The sequence below is a fragment of the Kitasatospora sp. NPDC001095 genome, from assembly GCF_053598615.1.
The window spans coordinates 152,075-170,063 of record NZ_JBSFKQ010000001.1 but is presented as its reverse complement, the minus strand read 5'-3'; the positions used below and the strand labels follow the sequence as shown (position 1 = coordinate 170,063).

The following is a 17,989-nucleotide window of genomic DNA, read 5'->3' as shown; positions in this document are numbered from 1 at the left end:
GTCAGGCGGTGGTGGTGGGCTGCTGCCCGTCCGGGTGGGCCTCCTCGCGGTGCAGGCCGAGCGAGTGCATCACCGGGAAGTCGTTGAAGGAGAACAGGCAGGCGTCCTCGCCCTGGTCGAGGTTCGCGTGTTCGTGCCAGGCCCAGGACGGGACGACGAAGACGTCCCCCTGCCGCCACTCGAAGCGCCGTCCGGCGATCACCGAGACGCCGCGCCCCTTGGCCGCGGTGTACACCACCGAGCCGGTGTGCCGGTGGGCGCGGGTGGCCTGGCCCGGGCGCAGCAGCTGCAGGTGGGCGGACATGGTCGGCATCACCGGCCCGCCGGTGACGGGGTTGGTGTACTCCATGATCACGCCGTCGTAGGGCGATCCCTCCGTGGCGCGGGCGAGCCGGCACAGCGCCTCGTAGCTGGGCTCCCAGGGCCAGCCGAGCAGCGGCGAGTAGGGCCGGGTCCACTTCTCGACGCCGTACGGCAGCAGGTTGCCGCCGTGGCTGAGCAGCGAGGAGTTGACGACCGGTCCGGGCCGCTGGTACAGCTCCGGGTGGACCTCGTAGAAGTTGGCGTCGAGGGTGTTGACCAGCGGGATGTCCAGGCCGTCCTGCCAGATCACCGGGGCGTCGTCGGCTTCGTTGCCGTGCTCGTGCCAGGTGTTGTTCGGAGTGATCGCGAAGTCGCGCGGGCCGACCTTGAGCTTCTGCCCGTCCACGACGGTCCAGGCGCCGGTGCCCTCGTGGACGAAGCGCAGGGCGGAGGCCTGGTGGCGGTGCGCGGTCATCGCCTCGCCGGGGCCCATGATCTGCAGTCCGGTGTACAACAGGCCGACAGCGGCGCTCAGTTCGCGGCGGCCGGGGTTCACCAGCATCACCACCCGGCGCCCGGCGTCGTCGGCCTTCACCAGCGGCAGCGCCTTGCGCACCAGCGGACGGAGGTCGGCGTAGCGCCAGAGCACCGGGACGGACCGCGGCTGGGGGTACCAGGGCTCGATCTCGTTGGCGACCGTCCACAGGGCGCCGGCCTGGTGCTCCGCCAACTCCTCGTAGTAGGCCAGCAGTTCGGGGCTGTCGGTGACCCTGGCCCGGCCGATCCGGTCGTCGTCGTGGATATCGTCACGGTCGTCGTCACGGGCGGGGGCGCGCTCGACGAGGGGTTCGGGGGCGCTCGCGGTGACGGGCCCGGAGGTGGGGTCGGTGCTGGTCATGCCTCCTCCTCGGGGAGCACCAGCGGCCGCAGCGGACGGTTGTCCACGTGCAGCCGGAAGACGTCGAAGCGGTTGTAGTGGCCGACGATGTCGTGCATCTGCTTGGGCTGGACGCAGCGGCCGAGGTCGATCTCGGCGTAGACGACGCCCTCCTCGTCCACCAGCGGCTCGGTGACCGGGCGGCCGTCCGGGCCGAAGATCCCGGACAGGGCGCTGTGCGGCCGGGCGAGCTGCTTGCGGACCTGCGGGTCGTCGCCGGCGATCAGGTCCACGATCTCGGGCGAGACGGTGGAGCAGGAGACCACGGAGAACACCTTGCCCTCGAAGCAGTGCGCGGCGGTGCGCAGCGCGATCGAGTCCGCCATGTCGTAGTCCTCGGGGCCCACCGGCAGCGCGATGTAGCAGGCGACGTGGACCAGTTCGCCCTGCGCCAGCAGGGCGAAGCGGGCCAGCGGGTTGGTGTTCTCGCCGCAGGCCAGCGCGCCGAGCGGGCCGACGGCGGTGGGGTGCACCGTGAGCGTGCTGCCGTCGCCCTGCCCCCAGGTCAGCTTCTCGGCCCAGGTCGGCACCAGTTTGCGGTGCGCACCGAGCAGTTCGCCGTCCGCGTCGATGGTCAGCAGGGTGTTGTGCAGCAGTCCGAGGCCGGGGCCGCCGCGCTCGTTGACCCCGATCACCAGCACCACGCCGGCCTGCCGGGCGGCGGCCCGCAGGGTGTCGACGTACGGGCCGGGAACGTCCACGGCGGCCCGGTACAGGCGCTCGAACCAGGGCGAGCCCTGCACCGGGTTCATCGTCCAGTTCCAGTACGGGTAGCCGGGCACGAAGACCTCGGGGAAGACCACCAGTTCGGCGCCGTGCCCGGCCGCCTCGTGGATCAGCGCGACGGCCTTGTCGACGGTGGCGGCCGGGTCCAGGTAGACCGGGGCGGCCTGGACGGCGGCGGCGGTGAAGCGGGGCAGCTGCGGCATGGTTCCTCGTCACTCCTCGGGGGCGTCGTCGGGACGGGGCGGTGACCAGCGGCGGTGGACGGGCGGGGACGGCTCGCGCAGCAGCCGCAGGTGCGGGGCGACCCGGTCGGCGTTCGGGCCCGGCGGCTTGCGGCTGCCCGCTCGCCAGGGCTCCGGCCAGCGGGCGCCCGGCCCGGTGTAGCCCTGCTCGGCGGCGGCGTGCAGCGTCCAGAGCGGGTCGTACAGCTGGGCGCGGCCGACCGCGACCAGGTCGGCCCGTCCGGCCAGCAGCACGGAATCGGCGTCGTCGAAGCCGGAGATCGCGCCGACCGCGATGGTCGGCACTCCGGTGGCGGCGCGGATCAGCTCGGCGAAGGGCGTCTGGTAGCCGCGCCCGTACGGCGGCCGCTGGTGCGACACCACCTCGCCGGTGGAGACGTCCAGCGCGTCGGCCCCGGCCCCGGCGAGCGCGCGGCAGATCGCCACGGCCTCTTCCTCGGTGGTGCCGCCGGGCGCCCAGTCGCTCGCCGAGATCCGCACCAGCAGCGGCCGGCCGGCGGGCCAGACGGCGCGCACGGCCGTCAGCACCTCCAGCGGCAGCCGCAGCCGGTGGGAGAGCGGGCCGCCGTAGCGGTCGGTGCGGTGGTTGGTGAGCGGGGAGAGGAAGGAGGAGAGCAGGTGGCCGTGGCCGAACTGGAGCTCCAGCACGTCGAAGCCGGCCCGCGCGGCCCGCTCGGCGGCGGCCGCGAAGTCCGCGGTGACGGCGGCCAGTTGGATGTCGTTGGCCTCGTGCGGCACCGGGCTGTCCGGGTCCCAGGGGATGGCCGAGGGGGCGATCAGCGGCCAGCCGTCGGCGAGCGGGCGCCCGACGCCGTCCGGCCCGGGGGTGTCGGTCGCGCCCCGGCGTCCGGCGTGGGTCAGCTGGATGCCGAGCGGAGTGTTGCTCACCGCCCTTACCGCGTCCACGAGTTGACGCCAGGCGCCCTCCTGGCGGTCGGTCCACAGGCCCGGACTGCGGTCGGTGGCCCGGCCCTCGGGGCAGACCGCCGTCATTCCGGCGAGCACCAGCCCCGCGCCGCCGAGCGCGTGGCCGGTCAGCTGGGCGCGGTCGAAGTCGCTGGGCAGCGCGTCGGGGGAGGTGTAGGTGGCGAGCGGGGGCACCACGACGCGGTTGCGCAGCTCCAACGCGCCCAGTTCCAGCGGCCGGAACATCGGCGGCACCCCGGGCGCGCCGCCGAGGGCGGTGTCCACGGCGTCCACGAAGGCGGGGTCGCGGGCCCGCAGGTTGCCGTAGGTGACCCGCCGGCTGCGGGTGAGCAGGTTGAAGGCGAACTGGTCGGGGCCCTGGCCGACACGCCGCCCGATGGTCTCGAACCACTCCAGACTGGCCTGCGCGGCACGCTGGGTGGACTCCACCACCGGGCGCCGCTCGGCCTCGTAGGCGGCCAGGGCCTCGTCCAGGGTGGGCTGTTCACCCAGCGCGGCGGCCAGGGCGAGGGCGTCCTCCAGGGCGAGCTTGGTGCCCGAGCCGATCGAGAAGTGCGCGGAGTGCGCGGCGTCGCCGAGCAGGACCACGTTGCGGTGGCGCCAACTCGCGTTCCGCACCGTGGTGAAGCGGATCCAGCGGGAGGCGTTGGGGATCAGCCGGTGGCCGTCCAGGTGCCCGGCGAACAGCTCCGCGCAGCGCCGCACGCTCGCCAGGTCGCTCTCGCCGCGCGCCTGCTCCCGCGCGGCGAGCGCCTCGAAGCCCGCACGGCGCCAGGAGTCCGCGGCCGCCTCGACGATGAAGGTCGAGCGGGTGGCGCTGTACGGGTAGGCGTGCACCTGGAGGACGCCGAAGTCGAACCGCTCGACGATGAAGGTGAAGGCCTCGAAGACCTTGTCGGTGGCGAGCCACATGTAGCGGCAGTGGCGCTCGTCCAGGTCGGGGCGGAAGCTCTGCGGATACGCGGCCCTGGTGCCGGAGCGGATGCCGTCGGCGGCCACCACCAGGTCGTACTCGGCGCAGAGCCGGTCCACCGGCGGGGCGGGGGTGCGGTAGCGCACGTCCACCGCCAGCTCGGCGCAGCGCTGTTGCAGGATGGCGCGCAGCCGGTTGCGGTCCAGGGCGGCGAAGCCGTGGCCGCCGCTGGTGCGGACCTCGCCCGCGTAGCGGATGTCGATGTCGCTCCAGCGGGCGAACTCGGCGCTGATCGCGGCGAAGACGCGCGGGTCGGCCCGGGCGATGCCGTCTAGGGTCTCGTCGGAGAAGACCACGCCGAAGCCGGACTCGTCGTCCCGGGCGTCCCGTTCGAAGACGGTGATCTCCCGGTCGGGCGCCGACTGCTTGGCCAGGGCGGCGAAGTAGAGCCCGCCGGGGCCGGCGCCGACCACCGCGATCCGGGCGCGGTCGCGTGCCGCGGTCATGTCTCTGCCTCGGGGCTGGTGGCCGCGTCGGGGTTTGTGGCCGCCTCGGGGCTGGTGGCCGGTTCCTGGCTCGTGGCTGCCCGGGGGCTCATGCGACCACCTCCGGCCGCTGCGGCCCGGCCTCCGCCAGCGTCCGGCGGACCTGCGCGGGCCACGGCTGGGCGCCCCCGTCGTGCGGTGCCGAGTGCACCACCGACATCCGTCCGCTCGCGGCCAGCCCGTGCGGACCGTGCACCTCGAAGGCGTAGTGCAGCGAGGATCCGCCGACCCGGTCCACCCGCAGCTCGGTGCGGACGAGGTCGCCGAACCAGAGCCGTTCGCGGTAGTCGGCCTCGAAGTGCACCCGGGGGATCCGCCCGAACAGGTCGGCCAGCCCCAGCCGGCGCAGCAGGGCCGCCTCCGCCGCCTCGGCCCAGCGCTGCACGGCGGAGAAGTGGTAGTGCCCGGCGGCGTCGGTGTCGAACCACTCCACCCGCCGCTCGATGCTGACACTGGCGGGAGTCCGCGCGGCCCGTCGGCGCAGCTCGGCGCGGTGCAGCTTGCCGGTCGCGGTGCGCGGCAGCTCGGGCACGAACTCGACCGCCCGCGGGTACTTGTACGGTGCGATGGTGCGTTTGACGTGCTCCTGGAGCCCGCGCGCCGTCTCGGGCCCGGCCGGCACGCCCGCACGCAGCACCACGTACGCCTTGACCACCGTGCCGCGCCGCTCGTCCGGCGCGCCGACCACCGCGCAGTCGGCCACGTCGGGGTGGGCGGCCAGCGCGTGCTCCACCTCGGGCCCGGCGATGTTGTAACCGGCCGAGACGATCATGTCGTCGTCGCGCGCCCGGAACCAGAAGTAGCCGTCGTGGTCCCGGACGTAGGTGTCGCCGGTGAGGTTCCAGCCGCCGCGGACGTAGTCCAGCTGGCGCTCGTCGTCCAGGTAGCGGCAGCCGGTCGGGCCCTTGACGGCGAGCAGCCCGGGCTCGCCGTCCGGCACCGGGCGGCCCTGCCCGTCCAGCACCGCGGCCCGGAACCCGGGGACGGGCCGGCCGGTGGAGCCGGGGCGGATGTCCTGGCCGGCGGCCGAGACGAACACGTGCAGCAGCTCGGTGGCACCGATGCCGTCGATCAGCCGCTGCCCGGTGGCCGCGTGGAAGGCCTGCCAGAGGGCGGCGGACAGCGGCTCGCCCGCCGAGACGCAGTGCCGCACCCCGGCCAGCCGGTCGGCCAGCCCGGCGGCGAGGATCGCCCGGTAGGCGGTCGGCGCGGTGAACAGCACGCTCACCCCGTGGCGCCGGACCTGCTCGGCGAGCTGCTCGGGGGTGGCCTGCTCCAGCAGCAGACTGGCGGCCCCGGCCCGCAGCGGGAACACCAGCAGGCCGCCCAGGCCGAAGGTGAAGCCGAGCGGCGGCGTGCCGGTGAAGAGGTCCTCGGGGGTGGGGCGGAGCAGGTGGCGGGAGAAGGTGTCGGCGATGGCGAGCACGTCGCGGTGGAAGTGCAGGGTGGCCTTGGGGCGGCCGGTGGTGCCGGAGGTGAAGGCGATCAGCGCGACGTCGTCGGCGGCGGTGGGGACGGCGGGGAATCCGGCGGGCTTCGCGGCGCAGCGGGCGGTGAGGTCCTCGGGGCCGGTGCCGCCGTAGCCGAGGACGTGCAGGCCGGGCGTCCGCGCCCGGTGCAGCTCGTCCAGGAAGCGGTGGTCGCACAGGGCGAGGACGGGCCCGGCGATGTCGTGCAGCTCGGTCAGCTCGGCGGCGCGCAACAGCGGCACCGTGGTGACGGCCACTGCGCCGGCCTTCAGTACGCCGAGCCAACAGGCCGCCAGCCAGGGGGTGTTGGGGCCGCGCAGCAGAACCCGGTTGCCGGGGACGAGGCCGAGGTCCTCGGTCAGCAGGCGGGCGATCCGGTCGGCGTGGTCGCGCAGTTCGCCGTAGGTCCACCGCTCGGTGGCGGTGAGCAGGCAGGGGCGGTCGGGTCCGAGGCTTTCGATGGTGTCGTCGAGCAGGGCGGCGGCGCAGTTCAGACGGTCGGGATACGCCAACTCGGGGATTTCGAAGAGGAGTTCGGGCCACTGCTCGAAGGGTGGGAGGTGGTCTCGACAGAACGTGTCCACGTGCGCCGAGGGTGAGAGCTCCATGGGCGGCACCTCGTTGTGCGAGCTGGGAGTGAGCCCAGTATCGCGCGTCGGTGACGCCAGTCAAGAGACCGATACATGCATTCGGGCGACGGCCCGCTGCCCGGCAGTCGGCGCTTGGCGGGCCCGGGCCGGCCGCGGCTCCGGTCGGTCCCGTCGGGTCGCCGTCGGCCGGGAGGAATCGGGCAGCTCCCCCTCCTGTGCCTGCCGGGCGCGCTCGGCTGCCGACCGGGCGAGTCCGAGGGGCCCGGCCGTGTCGAGGTCGGTGCCAGGAGCCTCGACGCGTACGAGCAGCGGCACGCTGCCCACCCGGATCACGGCTACCGCCTCGCCGGCCGGCCGATCGAGAGCAGCTCGTGGTGGATCGGGAACATCTTCCGGCCGTCTTCCGGCCGTCGACGACCTGGTAGTCGAAGTCGTCGTTGCGCAGGTGCGCCGCGCGTCTCCGTCGGTTTCGTCAGATTCCCTTCGGCAAAGGCCGGTTGGGCGCACACGAGGACCCCTTGTGCAAGCTCGGACCGGTCCGCCGGACAACCGTGGACCAGACCACTTGTGAGGTCAAGGATTGACAGCGAGGCCCCGCCGGGGGTGGAACGCGCCCCCTTCCGGGCGACCGGGTGCCCCCGCACGGGCGCTCGAATCGCACGCGGGGGCGAATGTCCCCCGTCGAGTCGAACGGCCCTACGGGCGCCGGGGGTTCACCGCCGGGCATCACGCCGTCGGGGTCAATCCGCGAGCCCCGGCTGCCGATACCGGAGGTGATGCCGTTACGCCGTTCGGAGGAGCCCGTCATGCCCGACCTGTGGCTGCCCGGAGCCGAGATCCACGACCTCGGCGACCACGCGCCGACCGATCAGCAGTACCCGCCGAAGGCCATCGCCCACATCACCTGGGACCGCAACGCGACCGCCACGGCGCCGCAGGAATGGTGCCCCTACGAGGACCTGGTCGGCTACTTCACCGGCAGCGGCGCCGGTGACGCGCCGCACCTGGTCTGGGACCCGTTCAGCGGCCGCACGGCGCAGTTGTTCCCGGCCGACTCCCGCTCGAAGAGCCTGCTCAGCCCCGCCCAGAGCCCCACCCGCACCAACCGGGCCGGGCGGGTGGTGATCCAGATCGAGGCGGTGTTCTTCCCCTACTGCCGCTACCAGGGCCGCGTCTACCCGCGGCTGGTCGACACCCCCTGCGCGGGCTGGAACCGGATCCACGCCTGGATCTCCTCCTGGGGCGTGCCCGACATCTGGCCGATGGGCCGGCCGACCGACTTCTCCGGCCACCGTGACGAGCGGGCCTGGGAGGCCTTCGGAGGCTGGTACGCGCACGCCCACGTGCCCTACAACGACCACACCGACCCCGGCTCCTGGCCCGACTTCACCGCCGGGCCCGGCTTCCCGGACGACCCGCCCTCGCAGCAGCACCCGGTGCCCCCGGCCACGCCCGCCCGCTACCAGGTCAGCATCAACGGCCTGCCGTACGGCTACGGCGCCCGGGGCTACCAGGTGACGGTGGTCGGGCGGGCGCTGGTCTCGCACGGCTTCGGCGACCACTACCGCTCCGGCCCCGGCCCGGAATGGACGGACGCGGACACCGACAACTACGCGGACTACCAAAGGAGTCTGGGCTACTCCGGGCAGGCGGCGGACGGCGTCCCGGGCGAGGGCTCGCTGCGCCGGCTGCTCGGCTACCTGCCCGGCCCGCGGACGGTCTCGGTGTCCCACGTGATCGCGGCCGCCCGCACCGACCCGGGAGCCGAGCAGGGGCACCTGACGTACGGGCCCGAGGCGGCGATCGTGGAGCAGGCGCTCGTCGACGAGGGGCTGCTCGACCAGCGGTGGGTGGACGGCTCGTTCGGCAGCCGGACGGTCTCCGCGTACGCGGCCTGGCAGCGGCGGTGCGGGTACGAGGCGGGCGCGGCGGACGGGATTCCCGGGCAGGCCTCGCTGAACCGGCTCGGCGCGGCACAGGGGTTCGCGGTGGTCGACTGAGAGCGGCGCTGCTCCCGGGGGAGGCGCGGCGCCGCTGCCGTCGGGGGCGCGTACTCGCCTGGGAGTAGGCGAGGTTACTTCCACCGTCAGATGCCTGATGAGGCGCGGACGGGAGAGCCTGGGGCCGTCCTCGTGACCCCGACTCGAAGGAGGTACCCGTGCGCTCGCCCACCGGCGCCGTCCCGGCGTCCGAGCCGACGCCACAGGCCGGGGCGGCATCCGTGCCCGTGCCCGTGTCCGCGTCCGCGTCCGCGGGCCGCCGCCTGCCGCCGGCGGCGCGCAAACCACTGGTCATCCTGCACGTCGTCGCTTCGGTGAGCTGGCTGGCGCTGATGCTCTGCCTGCTCACCCTGGCGGTGACGGCGCTGACGGCCGGGGATGCCGAGCGGCTGCGCACCGCCTACCGGGCGATGGGCCTGCTCGGCGACACGCTGATCCTGCCGCTGAGCCTGCTCACCTTCCTGAGCGGGGTGGTGCTCGGGCTCGGCACGCCCTGGGGGCTGTTCCGGTACCACTGGGTGAGCGCCAAGTTCTGGCTGACGCTCGGGGCGGTGACGGCCTCCGTCCTCGCCCTCCCCGACCGGCTGCACGACGCGGTGCGGGTGGCGGACGCGCATCCGACCGGCCCGATCACGGTGGCGGACCTCGGCTTCGTCCGCTACAACACGGTGATCGTTCCGGCGGTGGCGTTGACGCTCTACCTGGTCAGCGTGGTCCTCTCGGTGTACAAGCCCTGGGGCCGCCGCAAGGTCACGGCCGGGGGCGGAGCCGGGGCCGGCACCGGGGTCGAGCCCGCGCATCCCCGCCCGGGCCGAATACCCGGGGCGGGCGCCTGACCGGCCGGCCTTCGGTCTCGGTCTCGGCTCCGACCTTCGGTCTTCGCCCCGGCTCCGGCAGTCGGTGTCGGCCCCGGCCCGGCTGTTCGGGAATGCCCGTGCGGCGGGCGGGCGTTGTCCGTCGAGTGACCAGTGCCGTGCCCACGATCAGGCTCTCCGTGCTCGACCGCTCCCGGACCAGACAAGGCCAGGAGCCGGCCCAGGCACTGCGGGACACGGTGGCCTTCGCCCGGGAGGCGGAGCAGCTCGGCTACCACCGGTTCTGGGTGTCCGAGCACCACGGCGTGCCGGGGGCGGCCGGATCGGCGCCCACCGTGCTCGCCGCGGCGGTGGCGGCGGCCACCACACGGATCAGGGTCGGCACCGGCGGGGTGATGCTGCCCAACCATCAGCCGCTGGTGGTGGCCGAGCAGTTCGGGGTGCTGGCCGCGCTGTTCCCGGGGCGGATCGACATGGGGCTCGGGCGCTCGGTGGGCTTCACCGACGGTGTCCGGCGGGCGCTGGGGCGGGAGAAGGACGCCGCGGACGGCTTCGGTGCCCAGCTGGCCGAGTTGCTCGGCTACTTCGACGGCTCGCAGCAGGCGCACCGCGGAGTCCACGCCCGGCCCGCCGAGGGCCTGCACGTCCCGGCCTTCGTCCTGGCCACCGGCGAGGGCGCCGACCTGGCCGCCGAGGCCGGGCTGCCGCTGGTGGTCGCCGCCCCGCGCGGGAAGGAGCGGATGCTCGCGGCGATCGACCGCTACCGCAGCCGGTTCCGCCCCTCCGCGCAGGCCGCCGAGCCGTACGTGGTGGTCTCGGGCACGGTGGCCGTCGCCGAGACGGCCGAGCGGGCGCGTGAGCTGCTCGTCCCGGAGGCCTGGTCGGGGGCGTACTCCCGCACCCACGGGGAGTTCCCGCCACTGGCCCCCGCCGCCGAGATCCTGGCCCGGGAGATGACCGCCCGGGAGCGGGCCGCGTTCGAGCAGTCGTCCAAGGGCCACATCGTGGGCACCCCGGAGCAGGCCGCCGCCGAGCTGGCGGCGCTGGTCGAGCGCAGCGGGGCGGACGAGTTCCTGGTCACCACCAGCACCTACGACCGCACCGCGCTGCTCGACTCGTACCGGCTCCTCGCCGAAGCCGTCGGCCAGGCCTGAGCGGGGCCCGGGGCGAACCGGGGCCTCACCGGGCCCCGGACCCCCGGACCCCGCTCACCCGCCACCCGACAGCCGCCCGCCGCTCAGCCCGCGTCGACCTCGCTCGTGCCGAGCCGCGCGTACACCTCGGGCCGGCGGGCCCGCAGCCGCAACGCGATCCCGACGCCGGTCAGGAACACCACCGGCACGATCGCGACCAGCGGCCAGTTGACCTCCGGTCCGGCGCCGGTGAACAGGTCGAGCCGCCACACCACCAGCCCCGTGGCCCCGCACAGCAGCACCGTGGCGGCCAGCGGCGCCACGACGGTACGGAACGCCCCGGTGCTCGCGGCGGCCGCCCGCTCGCGGCGGAAGAAGGCGAACACCGCGAGGCCCGCCAGCGCCTGGAGCACCAGGATGCCGACCACCCCGGGGGAGTTCACCCAGAGGAAGAACTGGTTGTACGGGTCCGCGCCGACCAGCGCCGCCACCCCGACGGCCACCGCCGCCAGCACCGACTGCGCGATGCCGCCGATCCACGGCGAGCCGTGGCGCGGGTGGATCCGGCCGAGCGCGGCCGGGGCGGCCCCCTCGGCGGCCAGCGCGTAGCCGTACCGGGTGATGGTGTTGTGGAAGGCGAGCAGCGCCGCGAGCAGGCTGGTGACGATCAGCACCCGCTGCACGTCCGTCGCCCAGCCGCCGACGTAGTCGGTCATCGCGGTGAAGAACATCCCGGCCGGGTCGGCGGTGGCGGTCGTGACGGCCTCGGCGTCGCCGAACGCCTGCACGATCATCCAGGTGACGAAGGTGTAGAAGAGGCCGAGGAAGGCGATCGCGGCGTAGGTCGCGCGTGGCACGGTCCGGTGCGGCTGCCGGGCCTCCTCGCGGTAGATCGCGGTGGCCTCGAAGCCGATGAAGGCGGCGAAGGAGAGCCCGAGCACCCCGCCCATCCCGCCGGAGAACACGTGCTCCGGGGCGAACGAGGACAGGCTCAGCCCGTGCGCCCCGCCCTTGACCAGCACCGCCACCGCGAGCACCAGCAGGATGCCGGTCTCGGCGATCAGCAGCGCCCCGAGCACCTTGGCCCCGAGGTCTATCGAGCGCAAGCCGAGGAACCAGACCACCGCGACCCCGAGCAGCGCCCAGACCGGCCAGGGCAGGTCCAGCCCGAGCAGGTCGGCGGCCGTGGTGTGGGCGAAGAACCCGAAGGCGCCGAACATGCCGATCTGGATCGCGTTGTACGAGAGCACCGCGAGCAGTGCCGCGCCCAGTCCGGCCGCCCGGCCGAGGCCGCGGGTGACATAGGCGTAGAAGGCGCCCGCGTTGCGGATGTGCGCGGTCATGGCGGTGAACCCGACCGCGAAGAGCGCCAGCACCACCCCGGTGGCCAGGTAGGCGACCGGCGCGCCGATGCCGCCGAAGGAGATCGCGAACGGCGCCACGCCGGCCATCACGGTCAGCGGCGCGGCGGCGGCCACGACGAAGAAGACGATGTCGCCGGTGCCGAGCACCCCGCGCCCCAGCCCGCCGGGCGACCCGGCCGAACCGGCCGGGTCTGGTGCGGCGGCGGATGAGGCGTTGGGAGCAGCGGAGCCGGGCGGACGGAGTGCGGAGGAGGAGGCCGCGTCGGAGGGCGGGGTCATGGGGGAGCTCTCCTGGGGTCGTACGAACGGGGGTGGGACGGTCGGCGGCGGACGGGGCGTCGGCCGCCGACCGGGGAACGAGGCACGGCCACCGTGGGGGACGGCCGGAACCAGTCGGAACCAGCCGGAACCGGTCGCGAGCCCGTCGGAGCGGGTACGCGGCCGGACGGCCGGGCGAACGGGACGCCTCAGCGGCTCTCGCGCGTGGAGCCCGTCGAGCGGCCGCGGCCGCGGTCGCCACCGGGCGGCCCACCGTGGGTGCGCCGCCCGCCGAGCCAGGTGCCGGCCACCTCGATCGAGGCCAGCTCGCCGGCCGGCACCGCGTAGGGGTCGGTGGCCAGGTGCACCAGGTCGGCCCGCATGCCCGGCCGCAGCACACCCCACTCGGTCTCCTCGAAGGCCTGGTGCGCCACGCCCGCCGAGTACGCCGCCAGCGCCTCGGGGAGCCCGATCCGCTCCTCGGGCAGCCAGCCGCCGTCGGGCAGGCCGTCCGGGGTCTGCCGGGTGACGGCGGTGGCCAGCCCGGCCAGTGGTTCGTAGCGGGTGACCGGCCAGTCGCTGCCGAAGGAGACCCGGGCGCCGTCGCGCAGCAGGGCGGCGATCCGGTACTGCCGGGAGCCGCGCTCCTGGCCGATCCGGGGCAGGGTCAGCTCGGTCATCAGCGGGTCGGTCTGTGCCCACAGCGGCTCGAAGTTGGCGATCACGCCGAGTTCGGCGAAGCGCGGCAGGTCGTCCGGGTGGACCAGCTGGACGTGGGCGATCACCGGCCGGCGGGCGCGCGTGCCGTTGCGGCGGACGGCGGCCTCGACGGCGTCCAGCGCGATCCGCACACCGCGGTCGCCGATCGCGTGGATGTGCGGCTGGAAGCCCAGCGCGTCCACGGCGGTGACGGCGTCCGCCAGCTCGGCGCCGGTCCAGTTGGCGACGCCGTGGGAGTGCGGGCAGTCGCTGTACGGCTCCAGCAGCGCGGCCGTCCCGGACTCGATGACGCCGTCGGCGAAGAACTTGACCGCCCGCGCGGTGAGTTGCCCGCGTCCGGCGGCCTCGACCCGGTCGCGGTCGGCGGCCAGGCGGGGGAGCCGCTCGCGCCAGCCGTCCGGTTCGAGCAGCAGGGCGAGCCCGGCCCGGACCGGCAGGCCCTCCCCGGCGACGGCCGCCAGCCAGGTGTCCACCTGCGCGGGCTCGACCCAGGCGTCCTGGAGCCAGGTGAGTCCGGCGGCGGCGAGCGCGGCGGTGGTCTCCCGCAGCGCGGTGACCTGTTCGGCCAACGGCGGTGGCGGGACGAGCGCGAGGACGGGGTTGAGCGCGCCGAACTCGCGCAGGGTGCCGAGCGGGCTGCCGTCCGGCCGGCGGACGATCTCGCCGCCCACCGGCTCGGGCGTGTCCGGCCCGTACCCGGCCCGGCGCAGCGCCTCGCTGTTGGCCCAGCCGGTGTGGTGGTCCATGGTGCGCAGCAGCACCGGCCGGTCCGGGACGGCGGCGTCGAGCAGCCGGGCGTCGAACAGTCCGCCCTCGGCCAGCCACGGGTCCACGGCGTCGCCGGTGATCCACTCGGCCTCGGGGTGGCGCTGCGCCCAGTCGCGGACGGCCGCCACGACCTGCTCCAGGCTGGTGCAGTCGCGGACCGGCACGCCGCGCAGGCCGATGCCGCCGAGCAGCGGGTGGACGTGGCCGTCGCCGAAGGAGGGCAGCAGGGCGCCGCCGCCGAGGTCGACGGTCTCGGTGCCTTCGTCGCGCAGGGCGAGGGCGGCGTCGCCGAGGGCGGCGATCCGCCCCGCGCTGACGGCGAGGGCGTGGGTGCGGGGGAGGGCGGGGTCACCGGTGTGGATCCGGCCGCCGGTGAAGATCGTTTCGGCACGCATGCGGGGGTGTGCGTCCTCTCCGGGGCAGGGCGGGCCGACGGGTGCGCGGCCTGCCTAACCGAATGGGGTTCGGTTACCGTAGGCGCGGCACCGGCGGGTGCGGAAGGGTTTTACTGAAAGCCGTTCAGTAACGCTTGGATAACGACGATCTTGGTCTGCCGGGGCCGACGGGCGGCTCGGCGACCCCGAAGGTGAGGAGCCGGGCATGCCCAGGCCGCGCACACCCCTGCTGGACCGGCAGCGCATCGTGGACACCGCGCTCCGGCTGGTCGACGAGGCGGGGGACCTCACCATCCCCGCGCTGGCCGGTGCGCTCAAGGTGAGCCCGTCCGCGCTCTACCACCACGTGGCCGGCCGGGCCGAGATCGTCGCCCTGATGCGCGCCGAGCTGGTGCGCACGATCGGCGAGCAGTCGGTGTGGGACCAGCCCTGGGACGCCGCGCTGCGCACCTGGGCGCACGCGTATCGGGACGCCTTCGCCGAACACCCCGGGATCGTCCGGCTGCTGGCTACCGCGCCGCTTGCCGAATCGTTCATGCACGAGCTGTACGAGCGGGCCGTCGCCACCCTGGAGGACGCGGGCTTCGCCGCCCAGGACGTGATGGGCCTGATCACCGCCCTGGAGAGCTTCATCCTGGGCTCGGCGCTGGACCTCGTCGCCCCGGACGTCATGGTCGACGCCGTCGACCGCGCCGCCACCCCGCGACTGGCCGGGGCCCTGGACGCCGTCCCCGCCGGGCGCGAGCGCGCCGACCGGGCCTTCGGGCTCGGGCTCACCGCGCTGGTCGAGGGCTACCGGGCGCTGCTGGACCGACCGCTTCAGGCCGGTCCGGGCGCCCCGGCCGGGATTTCTGACCAGGCGTGATGACCTGCTAGTGTTCCTCCCGTCGAGAGGAAGTGACCTTCCGGGAAACGGATCTCGAACAGGCGTCAGCGGTGCTACCAGAGCACGCCCTACTTTCAGTAGGGAGAGTCCGTGCGATCCGGGCCTGGCGCTCCCATCGAAGGGGCTCGTTCCGTCCAGCGGAACGGGCCCCTTCGTCGTGTTCGCACCCCAAGGCCATGTCCTCTTATCGCACTTTCAGGCTCGAAACCCTCTCTCGGGGCTCGATGTCGGCCAAGGTGCCGTGCCAGGTGGCCGATGAACGGTGCCCCAACGGTCCCGGTCCACCAGTGGCGCGGCCGTCCGACCCGTTCTGATGCCACCTCAGTTCTTGGCCGGAACTGGTCTCTACTGATGTGAATATGCCATTGGAATGTTCGTCGTACGGAATCCGGCAGTAGCCTTCCGTGTCGAAGTAGCCACTGCTGGTGGTGAATCGGTCGGCGCCGTGCCCGGCCGCCCAGACCCCGCGAAGGAGCCGGTGTGCCCGGTATCGACGAATGCCTCTCCGGAGCGATGGCGATCCCCGGGGCCCGCGCCGCGAGCCTGGTCGACTGGAGCAGCGGGCTCGCCCTCGGGAGCCTCGGCGACAGCCCGACCGGAGAGCACGAGACCTCAGCCGCCGAGGCAACCGACCTGGTCCGGGCGGCCGTCGAGAGCCAGACCTTCACCGCGGCGGAGGACCGGCGGGCCCCGCTGGAGGACATCATCGTCACCGCCGGCAGCAGTTACCACCTGATCCGCTTCATCGACACCGTCTTCGACAGCAGGCTCGTCCTGCACCTCTGGCTGGACCGGGCGGAGGGCAACCTCGCCGCCGCCCGCTTCCGCCTCCAGGCGCTCACCGAGGAACTGGTGCTGGGGTGAGCGCGTGACCGCCGCAACCGGCACCGTGCCGCCGCCCCCGCTGGAAACCGCCACCCCGAGGACCCCGGGCGAGGCACTCACCCTGCTCGCCGACCGCCGCGTCACCGGTGCCCTCCACGGGCCGCTCGGCAGCCTCCACCTGGTCGACGGCCAGGTGACCGCCGCCGAATCCCCCCGGGCGCCCGGCCTGGCCGACCTGCTCACCGGCTGCGGCCGGATCACCCCCGAGGACTGGACGGAGCTGCTCCGGGTCCACGGCCCACGCGCCACGGTCGGCGACGCGCTCGTCGAGCGGCGGCTGCTCACCCGGGGAGAGCTCGAACTCGGCCACCTGGGAACGCTGTTCGACGCCGCCTTCTTCGTCCTCGCCGACCCGGGCGGCGGCGTCTGGCGGTTCGAGGCCGACGCCAGGCACTGGCTCGGACCGGTCGCCCAGGTCGCCGCCGCCCGGATCCGCCGTGAGGTCGAGCGCCGACGCCGACTCCTCGACGGGATCTGGCCCGGGGGGCAGCTCGACACCGCGCCCGTCCGACCGGCCGTGCACGGCCGCCGGCCGTCCCATCGCCCCTCCGGCCGCCGGCGCTGCGAGCTGCTGGACCACGCCGACGGCCGCAGGACCCCGGCGGACCTGGCCCGACTGCTCGGCCGCTCCGGCTTCGGCGTGACGGCCGACGTCCGCCGACTGGCCGCCGCCGGACTGCTGGACGCGCAGCGGCCGCCCGACGTCCAGCGTCCGCCGGGCGCCTCGCGCCAAGCGGCCGCTGCGCACCCGGCCGCTGCGCACCCGGAGGGCGCGCACCCGGCCGACGTGCCGAAGGCGGCCCCGCTGCGCGACGATCCGTCAATAGCCTTACCTGCGGCCGGAGTCGGCCCGCCGGTCGCAAGCAGACCGGCCGGAGGGCTGCACCGAAGGGTCCCCGGCGCCAGCCTGCGGGGTGCCGGACTCCCCGGCGCCCCGGTCACGGCCACACCCGGATTCGCGCCCGCACCCGCCGCACCCCGCACCGGGACCCACGCCGGGGCCGAAGCCGGGAGCCACGCCACCCCCGACGCCCCCACACGCTCCGAACGCCCGCCCACCGCGGCAGCGGCCCACCCGCTGGCCGTCCCCGACCCGGACATCGCGCTGCTGACCCGGGTCCGAAACCTTCTGGAGGCCCGACTTTGACCCACTCCCCGCCCGCGACCCCGTTCTTCCGGCCATGAGGCGGGCCCTCAAACAGCGTGTCGGAAGGAGACAACTGATCGCCTTGGAGAGCGAGTTGCTCGCCGAACTGCGTGCCGTCAAACACCGCGTCCCGCACCTCGCGGGTGGGCTGGTCGCCAGCGTGGACGGCCTGTTGATCGCGCACGACACCCACGGCACCGAACCCTCCGGACTGGCCGCGATGACGGCGGCCTCGCTCTCGCTGGCCCAGCGGCTCGCCGACACCACCGGCCAGGGCGAGTTCCGCGAGTCGCTGGTGCGCGGTGAGAACGGCTACGTCGCCACGTACGCGGCCGGCGGCAGCTGCGTGCTGACCCTGCTGGCGCACCCCGATGTCAACGTCGGCCGACTGCACCTCGAGGCCCGCCGCAGCGCGCAGCGCATCGCGGGGCTGCTCAACGAAGCCCTCGTGCCCAAGGACCCGCGCGAAGCGGGCTGACCCGGGCCGACCACCGCCGCCATAACCCACCCGAACCACCCACCATCGAACGGGAGTTACCCAGATGACCGACGCAGCCGGCGCGCTCAAGCAGGCCATGACCAGCATCGAGGGCGCCATCGGCGCAGCCCTGGTGGACTACAACAGCGGCATGGCGCTGGCCACCCTCGACGGCCCCGGCGGCCTGGACCTCAACGTCGCCGCCGCCGGGAACACCGACGTGGTCCGCGCCAAGATGCGCACCATGGACATGCTCGGCCTCCAGGACGGGATCGAGGACATTCTGATCACCCTCACCAGCCAGTACCACCTGATCCGCCCGCTCACCGGCCGCACCGGCAAGGGCCTGTTCCTCTACCTCGCCCTGGACAAGTCGCGCGCCAACCTCGCGATGGCCCGCCACCAGCTGAGCCGGATCGAGGCCGATCTGGAGGTCTGACGCACCGCTCCCGGCGGGTCGGACCTCCGGACCGGACGAGACCCCGGCG

At 74.4% G+C, this 17,989-nt stretch carries 14 protein-coding genes; 8 read left to right on the top strand and 6 right to left on the bottom strand.

The window, feature by feature from the left end; translation table 11 throughout:
* Position 1 precedes the first annotated feature (1 nt).
* The 4 genes from ACWDBB_RS00725 to ACWDBB_RS00710 form a co-directional block, all read right to left on the bottom strand.
* Positions 2-1,201: a cupin domain-containing protein gene (locus ACWDBB_RS00725; protein WP_449787546.1), complete on the bottom strand. Its 1,200-nt coding sequence runs from the start codon at positions 1,199-1,201 to the stop codon at positions 2-4.
* The gene (locus tag ACWDBB_RS00720) at positions 1,198-2,169 is read right to left on the bottom strand and encodes a carbon-nitrogen hydrolase family protein (RefSeq protein ID WP_449787545.1); all 972 of its coding nucleotides are present in this window, start codon (positions 2,167-2,169) and stop codon (positions 1,198-1,200) included. Before ACWDBB_RS00720 ends, ACWDBB_RS00725 begins: the two co-directional genes overlap by 4 nt.
* Before the next feature lie 9 nt (positions 2,170-2,178).
* Positions 2,179-4,554 (bottom strand): oxidoreductase, encoded by a 2,376-nt coding sequence (locus tag ACWDBB_RS00715; RefSeq protein ID WP_449787544.1) that lies wholly within the window; start codon positions 4,552-4,554, stop codon positions 2,179-2,181.
* An 88-nt stretch (positions 4,555-4,642) separates the two neighbouring features.
* Positions 4,643-6,670, bottom strand: coding sequence for an AMP-binding protein (locus ACWDBB_RS00710; RefSeq protein ID WP_449787543.1), 2,028 nt, complete (start codon positions 6,668-6,670; stop codon positions 4,643-4,645).
* A 788-nt stretch (positions 6,671-7,458) separates the two neighbouring features.
* On the opposite strand from ACWDBB_RS00710, the gene ACWDBB_RS00705 reads away from it, so the two are divergent.
* The 3 genes from ACWDBB_RS00705 (at position 7,459) to ACWDBB_RS00695 (ending at position 10,621) form a co-directional block, all read left to right on the top strand.
* Positions 7,459-8,652, top strand: coding sequence for a peptidoglycan-binding protein (locus tag ACWDBB_RS00705; RefSeq protein WP_449787542.1), 1,194 nt, complete (start codon positions 7,459-7,461; stop codon positions 8,650-8,652).
* Positions 8,653-8,810: 158 nt separating this feature from the next.
* The gene (locus tag ACWDBB_RS00700) at positions 8,811-9,488 is read left to right on the top strand and encodes a DUF2269 domain-containing protein (protein WP_449787541.1); all 678 of its coding nucleotides are present in this window, start codon (positions 8,811-8,813) and stop codon (positions 9,486-9,488) included.
* A 125-nt stretch (positions 9,489-9,613) separates the two neighbouring features.
* Positions 9,614-10,621 carry an LLM class flavin-dependent oxidoreductase gene (locus ACWDBB_RS00695; RefSeq protein WP_449787540.1) on the top strand — a complete coding sequence of 336 codons (1,008 nt, stop codon included), beginning with the start codon at positions 9,614-9,616 and terminating at the stop codon, positions 10,619-10,621.
* A gap of 83 nt (positions 10,622-10,704) precedes the next feature.
* Here the strand turns inward: ACWDBB_RS00695 and ACWDBB_RS00690 are convergent, their stop codons facing one another.
* On the bottom strand, positions 10,705-12,243 hold the full coding sequence (locus ACWDBB_RS00690; protein WP_449787539.1) for an APC family permease: 1,539 nt from the start codon (positions 12,241-12,243) through the stop codon (positions 10,705-10,707).
* Between the two features lie 188 nt (positions 12,244-12,431).
* On the bottom strand, positions 12,432-14,105 hold the full coding sequence (locus ACWDBB_RS00685; RefSeq protein ID WP_449787538.1) for an amidohydrolase: 1,674 nt from the start codon (positions 14,103-14,105) through the stop codon (positions 12,432-12,434).
* A gap of 205 nt (positions 14,106-14,310) precedes the next feature.
* Between ACWDBB_RS00685 and ACWDBB_RS00680 the strand changes: the two genes are divergently transcribed.
* The 5 genes from ACWDBB_RS00680 (at position 14,311) to ACWDBB_RS00660 (ending at position 17,940) form a co-directional block, all read left to right on the top strand.
* The gene (locus tag ACWDBB_RS00680) at positions 14,311-14,970 is read left to right on the top strand and encodes a TetR/AcrR family transcriptional regulator C-terminal domain-containing protein (protein WP_449787537.1); all 660 of its coding nucleotides are present in this window, start codon (positions 14,311-14,313) and stop codon (positions 14,968-14,970) included.
* Positions 14,971-15,471: 501 nt separating this feature from the next.
* Positions 15,472-15,855, top strand: a complete 384-nt coding sequence (locus tag ACWDBB_RS00675) for a hypothetical protein (RefSeq protein WP_449787536.1) — start codon at positions 15,472-15,474, stop codon at positions 15,853-15,855.
* A 4-nt stretch (positions 15,856-15,859) separates the two neighbouring features.
* Positions 15,860-17,023: a hypothetical protein gene (locus tag ACWDBB_RS00670; RefSeq protein ID WP_449787535.1), complete on the top strand. Its 1,164-nt coding sequence runs from the start codon at positions 15,860-15,862 to the stop codon at positions 17,021-17,023.
* An 82-nt stretch (positions 17,024-17,105) separates the two neighbouring features.
* The gene (locus ACWDBB_RS00665; protein WP_449787534.1) at positions 17,106-17,501 is read left to right on the top strand and encodes a roadblock/LC7 domain-containing protein; all 396 of its coding nucleotides are present in this window, start codon (positions 17,106-17,108) and stop codon (positions 17,499-17,501) included.
* 64 nt (positions 17,502-17,565) lie between these two features.
* Positions 17,566-17,940: a hypothetical protein gene (locus ACWDBB_RS00660; RefSeq protein ID WP_449787533.1), complete on the top strand. Its 375-nt coding sequence runs from the start codon at positions 17,566-17,568 to the stop codon at positions 17,938-17,940.
* Positions 17,941-17,989 lie beyond the last annotated feature (49 nt).

Bases quoted from the DNA above. Each gene is read 5' to 3' on its own strand.
- ACWDBB_RS00725 (WP_449787546.1), bottom strand. From the start codon at position 1,201: ATGACCAGCACCGACCCCACCTCCGGGCCCGTCACCGCGAGCGCCCCC.
- ACWDBB_RS00720 (WP_449787545.1), bottom strand. From the start codon at position 2,169: ATGCCGCAGCTGCCCCGCTTCACCGCCGCCGCCGTCCAGGCCGCCCCG.
- ACWDBB_RS00715 (WP_449787544.1), bottom strand. From the start codon at position 4,554: ATGACCGCGGCACGCGACCGCGCCCGGATCGCGGTGGTCGGCGCCGGC.
- ACWDBB_RS00710 (WP_449787543.1), bottom strand. From the start codon at position 6,670: ATGGAGCTCTCACCCTCGGCGCACGTGGACACGTTCTGTCGAGACCAC.
- ACWDBB_RS00705 (WP_449787542.1), top strand. From the start codon at position 7,459: ATGCCCGACCTGTGGCTGCCCGGAGCCGAGATCCACGACCTCGGCGAC.
- ACWDBB_RS00690 (WP_449787539.1), bottom strand. From the start codon at position 12,243: ATGACCCCGCCCTCCGACGCGGCCTCCTCCTCCGCACTCCGTCCGCCC.
- ACWDBB_RS00685 (WP_449787538.1), bottom strand. From the start codon at position 14,105: ATGCGTGCCGAAACGATCTTCACCGGCGGCCGGATCCACACCGGTGAC.
- ACWDBB_RS00680 (WP_449787537.1), top strand. From the start codon at position 14,311: ATGCCCAGGCCGCGCACACCCCTGCTGGACCGGCAGCGCATCGTGGAC.
- ACWDBB_RS00660 (WP_449787533.1), top strand. From the start codon at position 17,566: ATGACCGACGCAGCCGGCGCGCTCAAGCAGGCCATGACCAGCATCGAG.